Source organism: Neobacillus sp. BF23-41, from assembly GCF_041106275.1.
On the sequence record NZ_JBGBPR010000004.1, the window covers coordinates 241743 to 258685 of the forward strand.

At 42.1% G+C, this 16943-nt stretch carries 18 protein-coding genes and 1 tRNA gene; 1 reads left to right on the forward strand and 18 read right to left on the reverse strand.

Annotation, left to right across the window (positions count from 1 at the left end; translation table 11 throughout):
- Nucleotides 1–2: 2 nt before the first annotated feature.
- From gap to AB7942_RS09310, 5 genes are all read right to left on the reverse strand, one after another.
- Nucleotides 3–1010 carry a type I glyceraldehyde-3-phosphate dehydrogenase gene (gene gap, locus AB7942_RS09290; RefSeq protein WP_088089553.1) on the reverse strand — a complete coding sequence of 336 codons (1008 nt, stop codon included), beginning with the start codon at nt 1008–1010 and terminating at the stop codon, nt 3–5.
- A 53-nt stretch (nt 1011–1063) separates the two neighbouring features.
- On the reverse strand, nt 1064–2086 hold the full coding sequence (locus AB7942_RS09295) for a sugar-binding transcriptional regulator (protein WP_369446611.1): 1023 nt from the start codon (nt 2084–2086) through the stop codon (nt 1064–1066).
- 128 nt (nt 2087–2214) lie between these two features.
- Nucleotides 2215–2496, reverse strand: a complete 282-nt coding sequence (locus AB7942_RS09300) for a glutaredoxin family protein (protein WP_335401986.1) — start codon at nt 2494–2496, stop codon at nt 2215–2217.
- Nucleotides 2493–3815, reverse strand: a complete 1323-nt coding sequence (rpoN, locus tag AB7942_RS09305) for an RNA polymerase factor sigma-54 (protein WP_369446612.1) — start codon at nt 3813–3815, stop codon at nt 2493–2495. Before rpoN ends, AB7942_RS09300 begins: the two co-directional genes overlap by 4 nt.
- A gap of 233 nt (nt 3816–4048) precedes the next feature.
- Nucleotides 4049–4120 (reverse strand) — tRNA-Arg (locus tag AB7942_RS09310).
- Nucleotides 4121–4324: 204 nt separating this feature from the next.
- Here AB7942_RS09310 and clpP point away from each other — a divergent pair.
- On the forward strand, nt 4325–4936 hold the full coding sequence (clpP, locus tag AB7942_RS09315; RefSeq protein ID WP_088089556.1) for an ATP-dependent Clp endopeptidase proteolytic subunit ClpP: 612 nt from the start codon (nt 4325–4327) through the stop codon (nt 4934–4936).
- Between the two features lie 270 nt (nt 4937–5206).
- Here the strand turns inward: clpP and AB7942_RS09320 are convergent, their stop codons facing one another.
- The 13 genes from AB7942_RS09320 to hisD all read right to left on the reverse strand — a co-directional run bounded on the left by AB7942_RS09320 (nt 5207) and on the right by hisD (nt 16942).
- A complete protein-coding gene (locus AB7942_RS09320; RefSeq protein ID WP_066258757.1) occupies nt 5207–5464 on the reverse strand; it encodes an HPr family phosphocarrier protein in 258 nt (85 codons plus the stop codon).
- A gap of 143 nt (nt 5465–5607) precedes the next feature.
- Nucleotides 5608–6558: a DNA-binding protein WhiA gene (whiA, locus tag AB7942_RS09325; RefSeq protein ID WP_088089557.1), complete on the reverse strand. Its 951-nt coding sequence runs from the start codon at nt 6556–6558 to the stop codon at nt 5608–5610.
- Between the two features lie 49 nt (nt 6559–6607).
- The gene (locus AB7942_RS09330; protein ID WP_179195945.1) at nt 6608–7591 is read right to left on the reverse strand and encodes a gluconeogenesis factor YvcK family protein; all 984 of its coding nucleotides are present in this window, start codon (nt 7589–7591) and stop codon (nt 6608–6610) included.
- A complete protein-coding gene (rapZ, locus tag AB7942_RS09335; RefSeq protein WP_369446613.1) occupies nt 7588–8481 on the reverse strand; it encodes an RNase adapter RapZ in 894 nt (297 codons plus the stop codon). The genes AB7942_RS09330 and rapZ overlap by 4 nt, the downstream gene beginning before the upstream one ends.
- A gap of 19 nt (nt 8482–8500) precedes the next feature.
- Complete coding sequence (locus AB7942_RS09340) at nt 8501–8959, reverse strand: NUDIX hydrolase (RefSeq protein WP_088089559.1); 459 nt, start codon at nt 8957–8959, stop codon at nt 8501–8503.
- Nucleotides 8960–9375: 416 nt separating this feature from the next.
- A complete protein-coding gene (gene trxB / locus AB7942_RS09345) occupies nt 9376–10332 on the reverse strand; it encodes a thioredoxin-disulfide reductase (RefSeq protein WP_088089560.1) in 957 nt (318 codons plus the stop codon).
- 221 nt (nt 10333–10553) lie between these two features.
- Entirely contained in the window at nt 10554–12047 is a 1494-nt protein-coding gene (locus tag AB7942_RS09350; protein WP_369446614.1) for a tetratricopeptide repeat protein, read from the reverse strand.
- Nucleotides 12048–12184: 137 nt separating this feature from the next.
- Entirely contained in the window at nt 12185–12802 is a 618-nt protein-coding gene (gene hisIE, locus AB7942_RS09355) for a bifunctional phosphoribosyl-AMP cyclohydrolase/phosphoribosyl-ATP diphosphatase HisIE (protein WP_335437552.1), read from the reverse strand.
- On the reverse strand, nt 12799–13560 hold the full coding sequence (gene hisF / locus AB7942_RS09360; protein ID WP_369446615.1) for an imidazole glycerol phosphate synthase subunit HisF: 762 nt from the start codon (nt 13558–13560) through the stop codon (nt 12799–12801). The genes hisIE and hisF overlap by 4 nt, the downstream gene beginning before the upstream one ends.
- Nucleotides 13561–13615: 55 nt before the next feature.
- Nucleotides 13616–14338, reverse strand: a complete 723-nt coding sequence (gene hisA, locus AB7942_RS09365; protein WP_369446616.1) for a 1-(5-phosphoribosyl)-5-[(5-phosphoribosylamino)methylideneamino]imidazole-4-carboxamide isomerase — start codon at nt 14336–14338, stop codon at nt 13616–13618.
- Nucleotides 14335–14961, reverse strand: coding sequence for an imidazole glycerol phosphate synthase subunit HisH (gene hisH / locus AB7942_RS09370; RefSeq protein WP_168245659.1), 627 nt, complete (start codon nt 14959–14961; stop codon nt 14335–14337). The genes hisA and hisH overlap by 4 nt, the downstream gene beginning before the upstream one ends.
- A gap of 85 nt (nt 14962–15046) precedes the next feature.
- Complete coding sequence (hisB, locus tag AB7942_RS09375) at nt 15047–15634, reverse strand: imidazoleglycerol-phosphate dehydratase HisB (RefSeq protein ID WP_088089566.1); 588 nt, start codon at nt 15632–15634, stop codon at nt 15047–15049.
- 27 nt (nt 15635–15661) lie between these two features.
- Nucleotides 15662–16942, reverse strand: a complete 1281-nt coding sequence (hisD, locus tag AB7942_RS09380; RefSeq protein WP_369446617.1) for a histidinol dehydrogenase — start codon at nt 16940–16942, stop codon at nt 15662–15664.
- Nucleotide 16943 lies beyond the last annotated feature (1 nt).

The window sequence follows — 16943 nt, forward strand, 5'->3', positions numbered from 1 at the left end:
TATTAAAGTCCTTTTTGTGCAAGGTAGTCAACAAGGTCAACAACGCGGTTAGAGTAACCAACTTCGTTATCGTACCAAGATAATACTTTTACCATGTTGCCTTCAAGAACCATTGTTGATAATGCATCGATTGTCGAAGAAACTTTAGCTCCGTTGTAATCAGTTGAAACTAATGGAAGTTCGCTGTATGCTAGAATACCTTTTAATGGGCCTTCAGCAGCTGCTTTTAATGCAGAGTTAACTTCATCAGCTGTTACTTCTCTGTCTAATTCTGCTACTAAGTCAACGACAGAAACGTTCGGTGTTGGAACGCGAATAGCCATACCGTTTAATTTACCCTTAAGTTCTGGTAAAACAAGAGCAACTGCTTTTGCAGCACCAGTTGAAGTTGGAATCATGTTTTCAGCTGCTGCACGTGCACGACGGTAGTCTTTGTGCGGCAAGTCAAGAATTTGTTGGTCATTTGTGTATGAGTGAATAGTTGTCATCATACCGCGTTTGATTCCAAAAGTATCATTTAACACTTTTGCAAACGGAGCAAGACAGTTTGTAGTACAAGAAGCGTTTGAAATAACATGGTGGTTATTTGCATCATATTTGTCTTCATTAACACCCATTACGATTGTGATATCTTCGTTAGATGCTGGTGCAGAGATAATTACTTTTTTAGCACCTGCTTCAAGATGTTTTGCAGCATCTTCACGTTTTGTGAAACGGCCAGTTGATTCAACAACTACGTCCACGCCAAGATCGCCCCAGCCTAATTGTGCAGGATCGCGTTCTGCAAGAACTTTCACTTTGTGTCCGCCAACTACTAGGTATTCGCCATCAACAGTAACATCTTCTTGTAGAGTCCCGTGAACAGTGTCATATTTTAGAAGATGTGCAAGCATATTTGCATCAGTTAAGTCATTAATCGCAACGATTTCCACATTGCTATTTCCTAAAGCCGCACGAAATACGTTACGACCGATACGTCCAAATCCATTAATACCAACTTTTACTGACATGATAAATTTCCTCCTTTAATTGGGTAAGGATGTTTTTTATTTTTAAAAAGGATTTACCCTTTTAATAACTTTCTCGCTGCACCTTCATCTGTGATTAAAATCGTCGATGCTGGTGCTTGTTTTAAGTATGCCTTGATGGCCTTAGCCTTGGAATTCCCGCCTGCAACCGCGATGACATTTGGAATGCCAACCAGATCTTCTAACTGCAGGCCAATCGTTAATACCTTGTGAACAATTTCGCCTTGTTCATTAAAATAATAGCCAAAAGCTTCACCCACAGCTTTGCTGCTTTCAAGCATACTTAGAATCTCAGGGTTGGTTTTTCGCCGCTCAGCCATTGTGATAGCATCTCCAATTCCATGAAGAACCATGCTAGCTGATTTAATTAGTTTTAATACTTCATGGATGTCAGGTTCTCTGATAAGCGATTCGTAGATATCTGTACTGACCTGATCAGGAACATAGAACACTCGATGTTTGGATTGGGTGTTTCTGGACATAATCGAACAAATCGTATTTGCCTGATTTTGAACATCCTCGCCTACTCCGCCTCTTGCTGGTACAAACAGTAATTCCTTTTGGGTAAGCTCTGGTGATAGTCTTTCTGCGACAGCAGCCATCGTTGAACCGCCAGTTACAGCAATGATATTTTTTCCGCTGAGAAGCTTTTTCATGCAAATAGCACTTGCCTTGCCAAGCTCACCTTTTACCATCGGCGATTCATCACTATTGCCAGGTACAATGATGACCTTTTTAATGCCCAGCTTGTGCTTCAATTCCAACTCCATCACATCAATACCCTTTAACTCACGCATAAAGCCTTCCAAGTCTTCAAGCAAATTTTTTCCTTCAGGTGTTAAACTCATTCCCACATTATTCGTGTAAATTAAATTTTGCTCCCTTAGGAAATCAACTTCACCGCGAAGGACTCTTTCGGTATACCCGAGACTGACTGCTAAACTCCGTCTTCCTACCGGCTGCATAAAACCAATGTACCTTAGGATAGAATATCTCTTCTGTAGGACCTGCAGGAGGTCGGGTAATAATCTTTTTTGGATATCGATTAATGACTGCATGAATCTCATGCTCCTTTATTATATGTAGTTGGTCTCAAAATGTCCACCATAGACAAATTATGTCCCACTACATTCAAAAAAAATCACCCCTGCTACGTTTATTATTGTAACAGGAGTGAAAATCTATTTCAACTATTAAAATTGGCTTTTTTTTCATGCAAACGGTTACTTATGTCAAATTTGTTAATTACACCGAATCCTGCTTCTACTCCGTCAATATAAACAACTGGAATCATCAAACCATATTGTTCGGTTAATTCATCACTGGATTCAATATCAATTTCTTCTAAGGCAAACTCCCAGTCTTTGTTTAGCTCTAGAAGTGTAGACTTAGCCTTGTCACATAGCGGGCAGCTTTTCCTTGTATATAATGTGATTGTTGTTTGCTCCATCGTTTTTGTTCCTTTCATTCAAACCTTTTTCTTTTCGAAGAGGAGGGAATTCCCAATTGATCCCGGTACTTAGCGATCGTCCTTCTTGAAACCACCATACCTTCCTCAATTTTTAAATGTTCGACAATTTCTTGATCAGATAGCGGTTTTTGTTTATTCTCTTTTTCTATTAAAGTCGCAATTTTCTTCTTTACCTGTGTGGAAGATGTATTTTCATCATCCGAAACGGTTTGTATGGTACTTGTAAAAAATGTTTTCAACGCGAACGTCCCAATCGGTGTTTGCACATACTTTTCCCGGACTGCTCGGCTGACGGTGGATTCATGGATATCAAGTTCTCCAGCAACTTCCTTCATCGTCATCGGCACTAAGTATTGTGATCCTTTTTGGAAAAATGAAGCCTGTTTTTCAATGATTTTTGCTACAACCCTTGTCAACGTCTCTTTACGCTGTTCAATGCTTTTTTGGATCCATTGGTAATCCTGGAGTTTATCCTGTAGAAAGCGGCTTACCTGTTGGTCTTGGTCTTTGAATTTATGATAATACTGCTCATTGAGGCTAATCCTTGGCAGCGATTCATCAGACATCCGTACGGTTAGTCCCTCGCTTGATTGCTCAACGATTGCATCTGGGATAATATACGTGGTTGCTTCTTTTCCTAAAATGGCCCCAGGCTTAGGATTCAATGTTTGAATTTGATCGTAAACATCTTGTATATCCTTAAGGGTTACCTTCAGTTCTTTAGCAATTTTCTTCCACTTCTTTTCGGCGAATGGAATGAAATGATTGCCGATTATGTTTTGCGCTAGTTCGTTATCTGGATTAAGATAATATATTTGCATCAATAGGCACTCTTGAAGGTTTCTTGCCCCGATGCCTGCTGGCTCCAGTGTTTGGATAATGGCCAAGCATTCTTCAACTGAATCTTCCATTACCCTTAGGTTTTTGGCGATTTCGCTAAAGTCCCCCATAAAGTAACCGTTTTCATCTAAATTTAGGATAAGATGGCGTATCACACTTAATTGTTCCACCGATAAGTTCGTTATTTTTAATTGAGACAGTAAATAATCTTCAAGCGAAAATGGTTTGTCAGCTATTTGATCAATCCAGTCCTTTTCCGCTTTTTGGTGTTTGCGACGATTACGGTCAATGAGCGGATTCATTGGCTTGATATTGCCATTTTCAACCTGCAATAGGGGATTTTCAAGTGCCTTATCTTCTAAAAAAGCAGTTAACTCATGGGCAGAGTACTGCAACAATGCAATGGCCTGTGATAGCTCCTGTGTCATCGCCAATTTTAATGTTTGCTGCTGCCATAAACCGGCCTTCAAGTTCATTCGTATCCCCCCTGTTTTCTATTTTACACGATAGATGGAATTTCGGGAATGAAAAATGATATTCGAGGATGAAAGTAACCCTTTTTGAGGCATAATGCTAAGTGGTTTTGGGATGAAGTTTTGGTTTTGTGTCGATTTCCGGTGGTTTTGTGCATTTAACCTTTTATTGGAAATTCAGAACCTTTTTTCAAAATAAAAAACCCCCTGTTTAAAAAAACAGGAGGCTTTCATGATGCGCTCGGCGAGAATCGAACTCACATTTCAAGCTTCGGAGGCTTGCGTGCTATCCGTTGCACCACGAGCGCTAAATTGTTGCGACTTACATATTATATGCCAGGTTCCCTCACATTGCAAGCAAAGAATTGGTTTAAAATAGTCAGAAATGGTTATGCTGGATTAGGGAAAGTTGTCGAACATTTTTAAAGAGGTATTGTTTGACCTTTATTGACCATCAGTGTATGATAACTATACATATTACTATTATCTTTACAATCAAAGGAGGAAGAAAAATGAATTTGATCCCTACAGTTATTGAACAAACAAACCGGGGCGAGCGTGCTTATGACATTTATTCCCGTCTGTTAAAAGACCGGATTATTATGCTTGGTAGTGCGATCGATGACCATGTGGCGAACAGCATTGTAGCACAATTATTATTCCTTGAAGCGGATAACCCTGAAAAAGATATTTCTTTATATATCAACAGCCCAGGCGGCAGCATCACCGCAGGTATGGCTATTTTTGATACAATGCAATTCATCAAACCAAAGGTACAAACTATTTGTATCGGTATGGCTGCATCCATGGGTGCATTCTTGCTAGCAGCAGGTGAAAAAGGCAAGCGTTATGCGCTTCCAAATGCTGAAGTCATGATTCACCAGCCACTAGGCGGTGCACAAGGACAAGCAACTGAAATCGAAATTGCTGCAAAGCGTATCCTTTTCCTTCGCGAAAAATTAAATGGAATTTTAGCAGAACGGACTGGACAGTCGCTTGAAGTAATCAGCAAAGATACAGACCGCGACAACTTCATGACAGCAGAACGTGCAAAAGAATACGGTCTGATCGACCATATCATCACTCGTAATTTAATCGAAGATGAGAAAAATAAAAACAAATAAGAAAAGTGGAAGCGCCCGTTTAGCGGCGTATGGACTGGAGCGCTCCAACTGAGATAAAGGAAACACGAAGAGCGTAAGCGATTCGATGTTGACTTATCGTAGGGCGGAGAGCGAAGTCCACTAGCCGTTGGGCGCTGGAACTAGACAGGTATCAAAGTAAATAGTTATTACCCTACATTCTTTCACAAAGAAGCAATCGGCATCCAGCCGGTTGTTTTTTTATTAAAAACAAAAAAGACCGATTCCAATTGGCTCCGGTCCTCTTTCAGATCAATGTTCTTTTTGGATAAAATCAGCTAACGCTTCAATAGCAGATGCTTCATCATCGCCATCTGCTACAATATCAATCATGACACCTGAACCAACAGCCAAGCTCATTAAGCCCATTATGCTCTTCGCATTTACCTTCTTGCCATCCTTCTCTAGGAAAATATCCGCAGAAAATCGGTTGGCCTCCTGAACAAAAAGAGCCGCAGGTCGTGCTTGAAGACCCGTTTTTAATTTTACTTCCACTTGTTTCACTAACATTACACAATTCCTCCTCAAGGTTTTTTACTCTATTTTTCTTGGAGCTTTGTACATAATTATTATCTTCAGGTTAGTCTTTACTCGATACATGTTATGTTTTTCACATGTTATCTTTTACCTATGTTATTGTACTAAAGGATTATCTACCCTCGAGTAACCATATCCCCTGCGCGCAATTTCTCAGCAATCGCATCAATTTTTCTCAAGCGATGATTAATCCCTGATTTACTGATCGCACCACCGGAAACCATTTCCCCCAATTCCTTAAGGGTCACATCGGTATAATTCAAACGGAGTTCTGCAATTTCTCTCAACTTTTCTGGTAAAATTTGCAGCCCGACCGTTGCATTAATATAGCGGATATTCTCTACCTGCCGAATCGAAGCACCGATCGTTTTATTAAGGTTGGCGGTCTCACAGTTTACAAGGCGATTGACTGAATTCCGCATATCTCGAACAATCCTTACGTCTTCGAAGCGGAGAAGGGCGTTATGGGCACCTGCAACATTTAAAAACTCGGTAATCTTTTCCGCTTCTTTTAAATAGGTGATATACCCTTTTTTGCGCTCGAGAGTTTTGCTATTTAGTCCAAATGTATTCATCAATTCGCATAAAGAGTCATTATGTTCTTTATAGAGCGAAAAAATTTCCAAATGATACGAAGATGTTTCCGGGTTATTGACGGAACCGCCAGCTAGAAATGCACCGCGTAGATAAGAACGCTTACAACATTTCTTTTTTACAAGCTCTGGTGAAATATCATGGATGATGGTAAAACCCTCACCAATAATTTTTGTATCCTCGAGAATTTCTTTAGCCTGATGAGATAATCGGACAATATAGACGTTGTTCTTTTTCAGACGCATCTTTTTCCGAACAAGCAATTCTACCTGGACATCGTAACTCTTTTTTAATAATGTGTAGATTCTTCTGGCAATCGCAGCATTTTCGGTTTGAATATCAACAACTAACTTACGATTTGAGAATGAAAGGGAACCATTCATCCGGATTAAAGCGGATAGTTCCGCTTGAATGCAGCATGTTTTCACTTCCAAGTTAGTTAATTCTTTTTTCGTTTCCGAAGCGAAAGACATCCCTTCACCCCCCCTAAAAAAAACAAAGCGTTTTTAGTAAGTACTATATTTACGTTTCATAACGCTTTTTGGTTTCAATTAAAAGCAAATTATATAAAATTTTTGCAACCTTTTTCGGATCATGTCTTAGCGCACCATTTTCCTGATAAGCGATGTCCGCATGAACGACTTCTAGTCCTAATTCAAAAAGGCGTGGCAGATCATATAGAACAGGGTCAGCCAGTTCTTCATTATATCGTAGCTGAATATCCTGTGGTATCTCTTCATTATTTACAAGAATCGTATTAATAAAAGCACAGCTCATATGATCATATAAGGCCTTTACATGATCACTCGCAGTAAAGCCATGGGTTTCCCCAGCCTGGGTCATCAAATTACAAATATACACCTTTTTAGCGTGTGACCGGCACAACTCCTCCCCGATTCTTGGAACTAGGAGGTTTGGCAGAATACTTGTATATAGGCTCCCTGGCCCAATGATGATTAAATCAGCCTGACGGATGGCTTGAATGGTCTCTGGTAAGGGACGAATATTTTCCGGCGTCATAAACACTTTTTTAATTCTCTTACCCGAGTATGGAATTTTCGATTCCCCTGAGACAATCGTTCCGTCTTCCATTTCAGCATGAAGGACGACACTCTGATTTGCTGCAGGCAAGACTTTACCATGAACATTTAAGATCTTACTCATTTCCTGAATCGCGTGGACAAAATTACCCGTGATTGAGGTCATTGCCGCCAAGATTAAATTTCCAAGCGAGTGTCCGGAAAGCTCATTCGATGTTTTAAACCGATGTTGAAACATTTCTTCAACGAGCGGTTCGACATCTGATAAGGATGCTAACACATTGCGAATATCTCCAGGAGGTGGAATATGCAAGTCTTCACGCAAGCGTCCTGAACTGCCGCCGTCATCCGCGACTGTCACAATGGCGGTAATATCCACAGGAAACTGTTTTAATCCACGCAATAAAACTGGCAATCCTGTTCCCCCGCCAATGACGACAATTCGAGGCTGTCCGTAAATGCTCATGTTGTTTTTTCCTTTCTCCTCTCAATGTCACGATGGGATATACATGTCTTATAGTCTTGTTGGAAAAATTTACCCAGATGTTCAGCAAGCGTCACTGAACGGTGCTGTCCGCCTGTACAGCCAATCGCAATCACTAACTGAGCTTTTCCTTCTCTTTTATAATGAGGCAGCATAAAAGAAAGCAGGTCGGTTACTTTTTCCAAAAACTTATGAGTTTCATTCCACTTTAATACATAACTGGAAACATCCTCATCAAGCCCCGTTTTAGGTCTCATATGCTCGATATAATGAGGATTTGGTAAGAAACGCACATCAAACACAAGGTCCGCATCTATAGGAATTCCATACTTAAAGCCAAATGACATGACATTGACAGTAAAGAATGATTGTTTATTCGCCGTAAATTCCGTTAATATTTTCTCACGAAGTTCCCGCGGTTTCATCTGGGAAGTATTGTAAATTAATTGCGCCCTGCCTTTAAGTTCTTCAAGAAGTTCACGCTCAAGTGTAATTCCTTCAAGCGGCAGACCTGTCGGTGCTAACGGATGCGACCGCCTCGTCTCTTTATATCTGCGCACTAATGTTGAATCATCCGCATCTAAAAATAAGATCTGTGGGGCCACCCATGAAGTTTCTGCCAGTTCATCCAATGCTTTAAATAGATGATCAAAGAATTCTCTTCCTCGCAGGTCCATAACAAGGGCAACTTTATTCATCTTATTCCCGGATTCCTTCATAAGTTCGAGAAATTTTGGAAGCAATGTTGGAGGCAAATTATCGACACAAAAGAAACCTAAATCTTCAAAACTTTGAATGGCTACAGTTTTTCCTGCACCAGACATTCCTGTAATAATCACCATTTGAATGTCACTTGCAGCACCGGTACTCATTATTAATTCCCCCTATTAGTTAGCTTGGATCTAATCGATAACTGATTAGTTGAAAGTCTTTTGTATAAGTAAAAGTACCGTAAATAATTCCTTTTCCATGAATCATATAATCAAGAATATGATAATCGCCAGCAGCCATTGGCAAATTTTTCAATTGATCAATCATTTGCCATTCAAGCTTACCTTCCTCAGATTCGTCTAAATCGATGCCGTCCGCATCAGTTGCTACAAACGTAAACATCATCCACTCGGAAAGAAGCTGGTCGTTTTCCTTCATAATCATTGTAAAAATCCCTTTTAGCTGTGGATTTTTCAAATAGATTCCCGTTTCTTCACGATATTCCCTGATGCAAGAGTCTCGAACCGATTCGCCCGGCTCCATTTTCCCACCAGGAGCAACCCACCAGCCGCGGCGTGGTTTTTGCAGCAGCAATATTTTTTCGTCTCTTATCAATACACAATTGGTGACACGCTGCACAACATTCACCCTCTTAATAAAGCATACATGTTTTTAGCAGTCTTCGAAAAAGCATTCGCTTGTCCCTTTTGAAAAAGGACCTTTCAAAGTTTACTCGAAATACCAAAGAACCCTCTACTTTAAATTCATTCCTTTTATTATACTATTTTTAGGATACAGTCACAATGAATACAAATTTGATATTTCTGTAATTATTATTATTATAGTTTGTCACTATTGCTAACATACTTTTTATAAATATACTTACGAGCAGATCAGACTAAAAAAATAGCACAGGCTACGGGCCTGTGCATGAAAGGAATATATTTTTAAAGGGGGTCAATTACTGCTTTTATCATACCCTAACAATATTTCACTACTGTTACAAGAGAATTAAAACAGAGTTACGTTTTTGTAAAAAATTAACGGAAGATTTTTTAGCTTCTGCTTTTTTGTTTTAATTCTTCTTTAAGCTCCTCAACAAAATGCTGGGCACTTTGTGCGGCAATACTGCCATCTCCCGTTGCAGTCACAATCTGGCGTAACGTTTTTTCCCGAATATCACCAGCTGCATAAATTCCCGGTACCTTCGTTTCCATGCGGTCATTTGTTTCGATATAACCATTTTCATTGGTAATTCCTAGGCTAGTAAATGGTTTGGATAATGGCACCATGCCGATATAAATAAAGACTCCGTCAGCCGGTAATACTTGCTCTTCGCCATTTTCAGTGGAAACCAATGTCACACTTCCCACTTTGCCATCTTTGTCATTAATCGACTTAATCGTGTGATTCCAAATAAAATCCACTTTCTCATTGGCAAAAGCTCGGTCTTGAAGAATTTTTTGGGCACGAAGCTCAGCACGGCGATGAACGATAGTTACTTTGGAAGCGAAACGTGTTAAATAAACCCCTTCTTCAACGGCAGAGTCCCCGCCGCCAATCACATAAAGCTCTTTTCCTTTAAAGAAGGCCCCATCACATACAGCACAATAGGATACACCGCGGCCGCCAAGTTCTTTTTCACCTGGAACACCAATTTTCTTATACTCCGCACCCGTTGTAATGATAACCGCGTAAGCTTTATATTGTTTTGACCCAGCAACGACGATTTTATAGTCACCGTGATCAATGATTTCCTTAATATCGCCATAAGCGTATTCAGCGCCAAACTTTTTAGCATGCTCGAACATCTTTGTTGATAAATCCGGACCTAAAATACTTTCAAAGCCAGGATAATTTTCAACGTCCTCGGTATTGGCCATTTGGCCGCCCGGCATCCCGCGCTCAATCATTAGTGTCGATAGGTTTGCACGAGATGTATAAACAGCCGCTGTCATCCCCGCAGGGCCAGCACCAGCAATAATGACGTCATAAATTTTTTCTTCAGACATATTTTGTCACTCCTTAATAGAAAAGCGGAAGCGCCTTGGTCAGGGGCGACAAGCATAAGACGAGCCGGCGGGAAGGTTGTTCTTTACCTTCTCGTCGGATTGGCTTATGAACTCGAGCCCCTAGGCGCTGCAGCTAGACAGTAATATAAAAAAATACGATTAAGTATATTGTTCCCTTACTTAATCGTATATAACAATCGTTTTATCGTCCACCAATATGCTTAATTCAAATAGCTGTTCACTATTTTTACATATTTGCCAATCGTTGCTGAGGAAATCCCATAGCGCTCAGCAACTTCCTGCTGGGATACCTTTTCACTGCGCAGCTTGTGCCACATATACTCAACTGCGCCAGCCCAGGCACGTTTATTTTTCAAACGAAGCTTAGCTTTGGAAACCTCGACATACACGGAAAACCACATGAGGTATAAACCAGCCTCAATGGTGCCAATTGGTTGATGGGTCTCATAAAAAAGCTCGGCAATTTCTTGTGCATCCGAAGTTTTGGATGGTTTTCCCGATCTGATTAACGAGATATAATCCTTTTCCAAGGCCGTAAATTTTTGGTTTTTAAAAAGCCGTTTTGAGGTGATAATTTCCTCTTTTTTGCTTGAAACGGTCGTTAGGAAAAGGGCAAATAAGCGCTCTTCTACATAGTCACTTTCAAGCTTTTGAAAAATAGATCCGGAAAGGTCCTCAAAACCATTAGCTGATGCGTTTTCTTTATTCCATGGTTCAGAGCCTTCTTTGTCAGGATTAAGGTCCAGCACCTTTTTCCAGATGCTTTTTGCAAAATTTTCATGGCCTGTGAAATAGGCCGAATAAGAAAGCCAATAATAATACGGGCCATCGCCATCAAAGCCATGTTTATATAATTTTTTCAGCCATAAATAGGCAAGTTCATATTCACCAACCAAAGCAAACGAGGCACCCAGCTTAAATTGCTGTTCACTAAGAAGTGGTTGAATTTTCTTCAATGTTGCACTCAACCCAGCCACATTCTTTGATTGGCCCTGATAATGAGCAAATACAAGTCTGTTACAAAGAGCATGGAGATTTCCCGGATTTCGCTCCAATACATCGTCTAAGATGGATTCCGCCTTTTCTGTTTTGCCTAGATAGAAATAAGCGAGTGCCAAGTTATTGTAAGCCGACCAGTACTCTGGATAATCTTTGACCACATCATTTAACAGCTCAATTGCTTTTGGAAAGTAACCTGACTCCAGCAGGTCACGAGCTTGTTCTTGTTTGACTATCAGGTCATCCTGCGGATAGAGTTCATCCTCAAGATCCTCTGACTCAAATGTTAGTACATCAAGCAAATCCTCTGTATCTTCGCTAAAATCACCATCCGGATCTAGCTGTAAATACAGCTTGGCGTGGTGATACGCATCTTTAAAAAATCCCAAATGGGCATAATTATTTGCCAAAAAGTAATGGCATTCCACCATTTCTTGATCTAGTTCTTCAAGGATGAGGTGCAAGAGCCGGTTGGAATTTTCAAACTCGCCAAGTTCTGTTGACACGATCGCCAACTGGCATATAATCATCGGTTCACCCGGCTCAAGCTGCATCGCTCGCCCAAGATATTTTTTTGCTTTTATAAAATCACGTCGATGGAATGCCTTTAAACCCTTCGTGAAATAATATTCCCCCGTAGGAACAAATGAAAGTAATTTTCCCATATGCATTCTTGCTTTCGCGTCTTTACCCATGAAGTCCTCCACATTTTTAACATAACTAATGTAGTATACCACATCATGGAGTTGTTCGAGAAGGGATTGAGGTTTTTGACTAAGATATATACAAAAATTTAACTTTATCTACAAATCAACGCAAAAAACCGGTCTTTTTACGACCGGTCCTTGTGTCTTTCCTCTAATGTTCTCAAAATATCTTTGAATGGGAGGCCTTGTTCCACCAGCAATACCTGCAAGTGATAAAGCAAATCGGCCGCTTCCCACCTTAGCTCCTCGGGGTCACGGTTTTTAGCAGCGATAATCACTTCAGCCGCTTCTTCGCCGACTTTCTTCAAAATCTTATCGACGCCTTTTTCAAAAAGATAGGTTGTGTATGCCCCTTCTGGCCGCTCACGTTCACGTTCGACGATTACTTTTTCAAGCGATTGTAAGATTTGATAATCCGCCATGCTCGAAGTCGCCTTAAAGCCCCGTTCAGAAAAACAGCTCACCGCACCCGTATGGCAGGCAGGCCCTTTGGGATAAACAAGCACTAATAATGCATCTTGATCACAGTCATAATTGATGCTGACAACCGTTTGCGTATTGCCGCTTGTCGCTCCTTTATGCCATAATTCCTGACGAGAACGGCTGAAAAACCAGGTTTCTCCCGTTTCAATTGTTTTCGCGAGTGATTCCTCGTTCATATATGCGAGCGTTAATACTTCTTTCGTTCCAGCATCCTGGATAATGGCCGGCACTAACCCTTTTTCATCAAACCGTACATTCATCGAACTGTCACTCCTTTTTCCCGTAAATAGCTTTTTACTTCATGAACTGATGTCTCTTTATAGTGAAAGATAGATGCAGCAAGGGCAGCATCTGCCTTTCCTGCTAAAAATGCTTCTTCGAAGTGTTCCGAATTCCCTGCTCCGCCCGAAGCGATGACCGGAATCGGAACGGCTTCACTAACTGCTTTCGTTAGTTCTAGATCAAATCCATTTTTCTCGCCGTCACTGTCCATACTCGTTAATAGAATTTCACCTGCTCCAAGCTCGGCTGCTTCCTTTGCCCACTCAACCACTAGTTTGTCTGTAGGAGTCCGGCCGCCGTGCGTAAACACACGCCAAGTCCCGATTTCTTCATCAAATTTTGCATCAATTGCAACGACGATACATTGCGAACCGAAGTAACTGGCGCCTTCCTTAATGAGCTCCGGATTCAAGACGGCAGCTGTGTTCAGTGACACTTTATCTGCCCCTGCACGAAGAATTCTCTTCATATCTTCCAAGGCATTGATTCCCCCGCCAACCGTAAACGGAATCGCCAGCTCGGAAGCGACAGCCTTGACTACTTCCACCATCGTTTTTCTGCCTTCAACTGATGCTGAGATATCTAGGAAAACGAGCTCGTCTGCACCTTGCTCATCGTAAAATCGCGCCAATTCAACTGGGTCCCCCGCGTCCCGCAGCTGGACGAATTGAATGCCTTTTACCACTCGACCGTCCTTTACATCAAGGCAGGGAATGATTCGTTTCGTTAATGTCATATACTCTCACCTTCCATTGCCTTTTTTTGCAGGGAATACTATGTAAACTCCTGTGTTATACTCCTGCCAGTTCCAATGCTTCCTTCAGGGTAAAACGATTTTCGTATAGCGCCTTACCTACAATTGCACCGCTTAACCCATTTTTTGCTATCGCCTTTAAATCTGCAAGACTGCTTACTCCTCCAGAGGCAATAACATTTTTTTCAGTCACTTTTGCCATTTCACAAACTGCAGCAATATTAGGACCTGCAAGTGTCCCATCAGTGGCAATATCGGTAAAAATAAACGTCTCAGCACCTGCTTCTGCAAAGCGCTTGCCGAGATCGACCGCCCTTAGTTCTGAGGTATCCAGCCATCCGTGTGTGGCGACATAGCCATTTTTCGCATCAATGCCAACCGCAATTTTTCCACCGTATTTCTTAATCATTTCAATTGCAAACTCCGGATTCGATACAGCAATGCTTCCAATGATGACACGATCCACCCCATTTTCAAGGTAGTGAACGATGTCCTCTTCCGAACGAATCCCGCCGCCAATTTGAATTTTTACATCAAGTTTGTTGGCCGCTTCAATCACAAACCGGTCATTGACCCGCTTGCCATCCTTTGCCCCGTCAAGGTCCACCATGTGGATCCAATCTGCGCCGTCAGCGGCAAAACTCTTGGCCATATCAAACGGTGAGTTCCCGTAAATCGTTTCTTGATCATAGTCCCCTTGGAGGAGACGGACGCAATTGCCGCCACGCATATCAATTGCTGGATATATTGTTAAACTCATCGGACTGCCTTCCTTTCCTCCACCATTTGTAAAAAATTATCTAGAAGGGCCATCCCAAGCTTGCTGCTTTTTTCAGGATGAAATTGCATCCCCATCACATTGTCTCTGCCAACAACCGCCGAAACTTGTTCGTGGTAATCCGCCTTTGCCAGTAAAACATCGCTGTTTTTTGCATCCACATAATAGGAATGGACGAAATACACATAATCCTCTTCTACATTTTTCAAAAGAGGTGAGTTATTAACAAATTCAAGCCGGTTCCAACCCATGTGAGGAACCTTGTAAGTCGCTCCCTCTGGTGTTCTGCCTGGAAAACGGCGAACACTTCCTGGCAACAATCCTAAACCTTTCGTTGGACCATTTTCCTCACTTTGCTCAAACAACAGCTGCATCCCAAGGCAGATACCGAGGAGCGGTTTCCCCGTTGCCACAAATTCCTTGATCGTCTCCACTGGCAAGCGTTCCATCGCATCACGAAAGGAACCAACCCCAGGAAGAATCAATCCATCAGCTTGAAGCAATTCCTTCTTATTGGCGGAAATAAAATAATCAGCGCCTAGTCGCTCAAGTGCTTTACTCACGCTAAACAAATTCCCCATCCCATAATCAACAATGCCAATCATCGAAAACATCCCTTTCCTGGTGCCTTTTCATGGTGCCTGACACCAACCAATTTTGTCATCCACATGGTGCCTGACACCCAGGTTTTTATAACATCCCTTTTGTCGATGGCACACCTTTGATGCGTGGGTCGATGGTCGTTGCTTCGTCTAGGGCACGTCCGAGTGCTTTAAAGACGGCTTCGATCATATGGTGTGTATTTTGTCCGTAATGTACGATAACATGAAGATTCATCCGAGCCTCTAATGCCAGCTTCCATAAAAATTCATGAACAAGCTCGGTGTCAAAGGTGCCAACTTTTTGTCCTGGAAACTCGGCACGCATTTCGAGATGCGGACGATTACTGAGATCGACGACTACCTGTGCCAAAGCTTCATCCATCGGTACAAAGGCATTCCCGTAGCGCTTAATGCCGCGCTTGTCCCCTAGTGCTTCACGAAGCGCCTGCCCTAAACAAATGCCAATATCTTCTGTTGTATGGTGGTCATCCACTTCGGTATCACCTTTGGCATCCACGGTAAGGTTGAATTGCCCGTGCTTTGTGAATAAATCAAGCATATGCGTCATGAATGGGACACCCGTTTCAAGATTGGACTGTCCGTCACCATCTACTTCTAATTTCAATTGTATTTGCGTTTCATTTGTATTTCGTTCAACACTTGCGATTCTTTCCACGAACGGGACCTCCTTATTTTATGAAAGCTATAACTTTCCGTCATTTTTTAAACGAATTTCCACTGCTCTGGCATGGGCCTCGAGCCCTTCCATCCGGGCAAACTCGGCAATTTTTGCGCCATTCTCGGTTAAAGCCTTTTCACTGTAGATAATCACGCTCGATTTCTTTTGAAAATCGTCCACATTCAGTGGACTGGAAAAGCGAGCGGTTCCGTTTGTCGGCAGGACATGGTTGGGACCTGCAAAATAGTCTCCCACGGGTTCAGAGCTGTAACGACCAATAAAGATTGCTCCTGCGTGACGAATTTTCCCAAGCAACTCAATCGCATTTTCTGTGATGACTTCTAAGTGTTCCGGTGCTAACTGGTTTACGGTTTCGACCGCTTCGTCCATATCTGATGTTACGTAAATCGCACCATAGTCGGCAATCGAGCGGGCGGCGATGTCTTTTCGCGGCAGAAGTTCCAGCTGCTTTTCGACTTCCAAAGCAACTGCTTCGGCTAGAGTTATCGATGGAGTCACGAGAACACTGCAGGCCCGCGGGTCGTGCTCCGCTTGTGATAGCAGGTCAGCCGCCAATTCGTCCGCTCTTGCCGTTTCATCTGCCAAAATGGCAATCTCACTTGGACCGGCGATCATGTCGATGTCCACATCCCCGAAAACCTCTCGTTTTGCCAGCGCCACAAAGATATTTCCCGGACCGGTAATTTTATCGACGGAGCGAATCGATTCTGTTCCATAGGCGAGTGCCGCAATCGCCTGAGCCCCGCCAACCTTATAGATTTCTTCGACGCCTGCTTCCTTTGCAGCCACAAGTACCGCTGCTGGCAATTGACCTTGGTCGTCTGGAGGTGACACCATCACAATCCGTTTCACACCAGCGACTTTTGCCGGAATCACATTCATTAGGACGGATGATGGATAGGCAGCCGTTCCACCTGGCACATACACGCCAACCGAATCAAGCGGCGTTATTTTTTGACCAAGAACGGTTCCATTTTCTTCGGTGGTCATCCATGATGGCCGGAGCTGCTTTTCATGAAATGCTCGAATATTTTCCGCTGCTTCCTGGACGATCGAGATAAAACGCTGATCGATCTGCTGATAGGCTGCCTCGATTTCTTTATCTGTTACGGAAAAAGAAGATAAGTTCACACGGTCAAATTTTTCGGTATACTCTCTTAATGCTTCGTCACCGCGAGTGCGAATCTCCGCAATAATTTTTTTGACAACATCCTGCTGTTCTGAGGTACCCGCTTCAATCGAACGTTTAATCGAAATCAGTTCACTCACTTTTAGTATTTTCATG

Bases quoted from the DNA above. Each gene is read 5' to 3' on its own strand.
- hisD (WP_369446617.1), bottom strand. From the start codon at position 16,942: ATGAAAATACTAAAAGTGAGTGAACTGATTTCGATTAAACGTTCGATT.
- AB7942_RS09330 (WP_179195945.1), bottom strand. From the start codon at position 7,591: ATGAGCATTTACGGACAGCCTCGAATTGTCGTCATTGGCGGGGGAACA.
- hisIE (WP_335437552.1), bottom strand. From the start codon at position 12,802: ATGAATGTACGGTTTGATGAAAAAGGGTTAGTGCCGGCCATTATCCAG.
- AB7942_RS09300 (WP_335401986.1), bottom strand. From the start codon at position 2,496: ATGAAAGGAACAAAAACGATGGAGCAAACAACAATCACATTATATACA.
- trxB (WP_088089560.1), bottom strand. From the start codon at position 10,332: ATGTCTGAAGAAAAAATTTATGACGTCATTATTGCTGGTGCTGGCCCT.
- clpP (WP_088089556.1), top strand. From the start codon at position 4,325: ATGAATTTGATCCCTACAGTTATTGAACAAACAAACCGGGGCGAGCGT.
- rapZ (WP_369446613.1), bottom strand. From the start codon at position 8,481: ATGAGTACCGGTGCTGCAAGTGACATTCAAATGGTGATTATTACAGGA.
- whiA (WP_088089557.1), bottom strand. From the start codon at position 6,558: ATGTCTTTCGCTTCGGAAACGAAAAAAGAATTAACTAACTTGGAAGTG.
- hisH (WP_168245659.1), bottom strand. From the start codon at position 14,961: ATGATTGGCATTGTTGATTATGGGATGGGGAATTTGTTTAGCGTGAGT.
- gap (WP_088089553.1), bottom strand. From the start codon at position 1,010: ATGTCAGTAAAAGTTGGTATTAATGGATTTGGACGTATCGGTCGTAAC.
- hisA (WP_369446616.1), bottom strand. From the start codon at position 14,338: ATGAGTTTAACAATATATCCAGCAATTGATATGCGTGGCGGCAATTGC.
- AB7942_RS09295 (WP_369446611.1), bottom strand. From the start codon at position 2,086: ATGCAGTCATTAATCGATATCCAAAAAAGATTATTACCCGACCTCCTG.
- AB7942_RS09320 (WP_066258757.1), bottom strand. From the start codon at position 5,464: ATGTTAGTGAAACAAGTGGAAGTAAAATTAAAAACGGGTCTTCAAGCA.
- rpoN (WP_369446612.1), bottom strand. From the start codon at position 3,815: ATGAACTTGAAGGCCGGTTTATGGCAGCAGCAAACATTAAAATTGGCG.
- hisF (WP_369446615.1), bottom strand. From the start codon at position 13,560: ATGACATTAACGAAACGAATCATTCCCTGCCTTGATGTAAAGGACGGT.
- AB7942_RS09350 (WP_369446614.1), bottom strand. From the start codon at position 12,047: ATGGGTAAAGACGCGAAAGCAAGAATGCATATGGGAAAATTACTTTCA.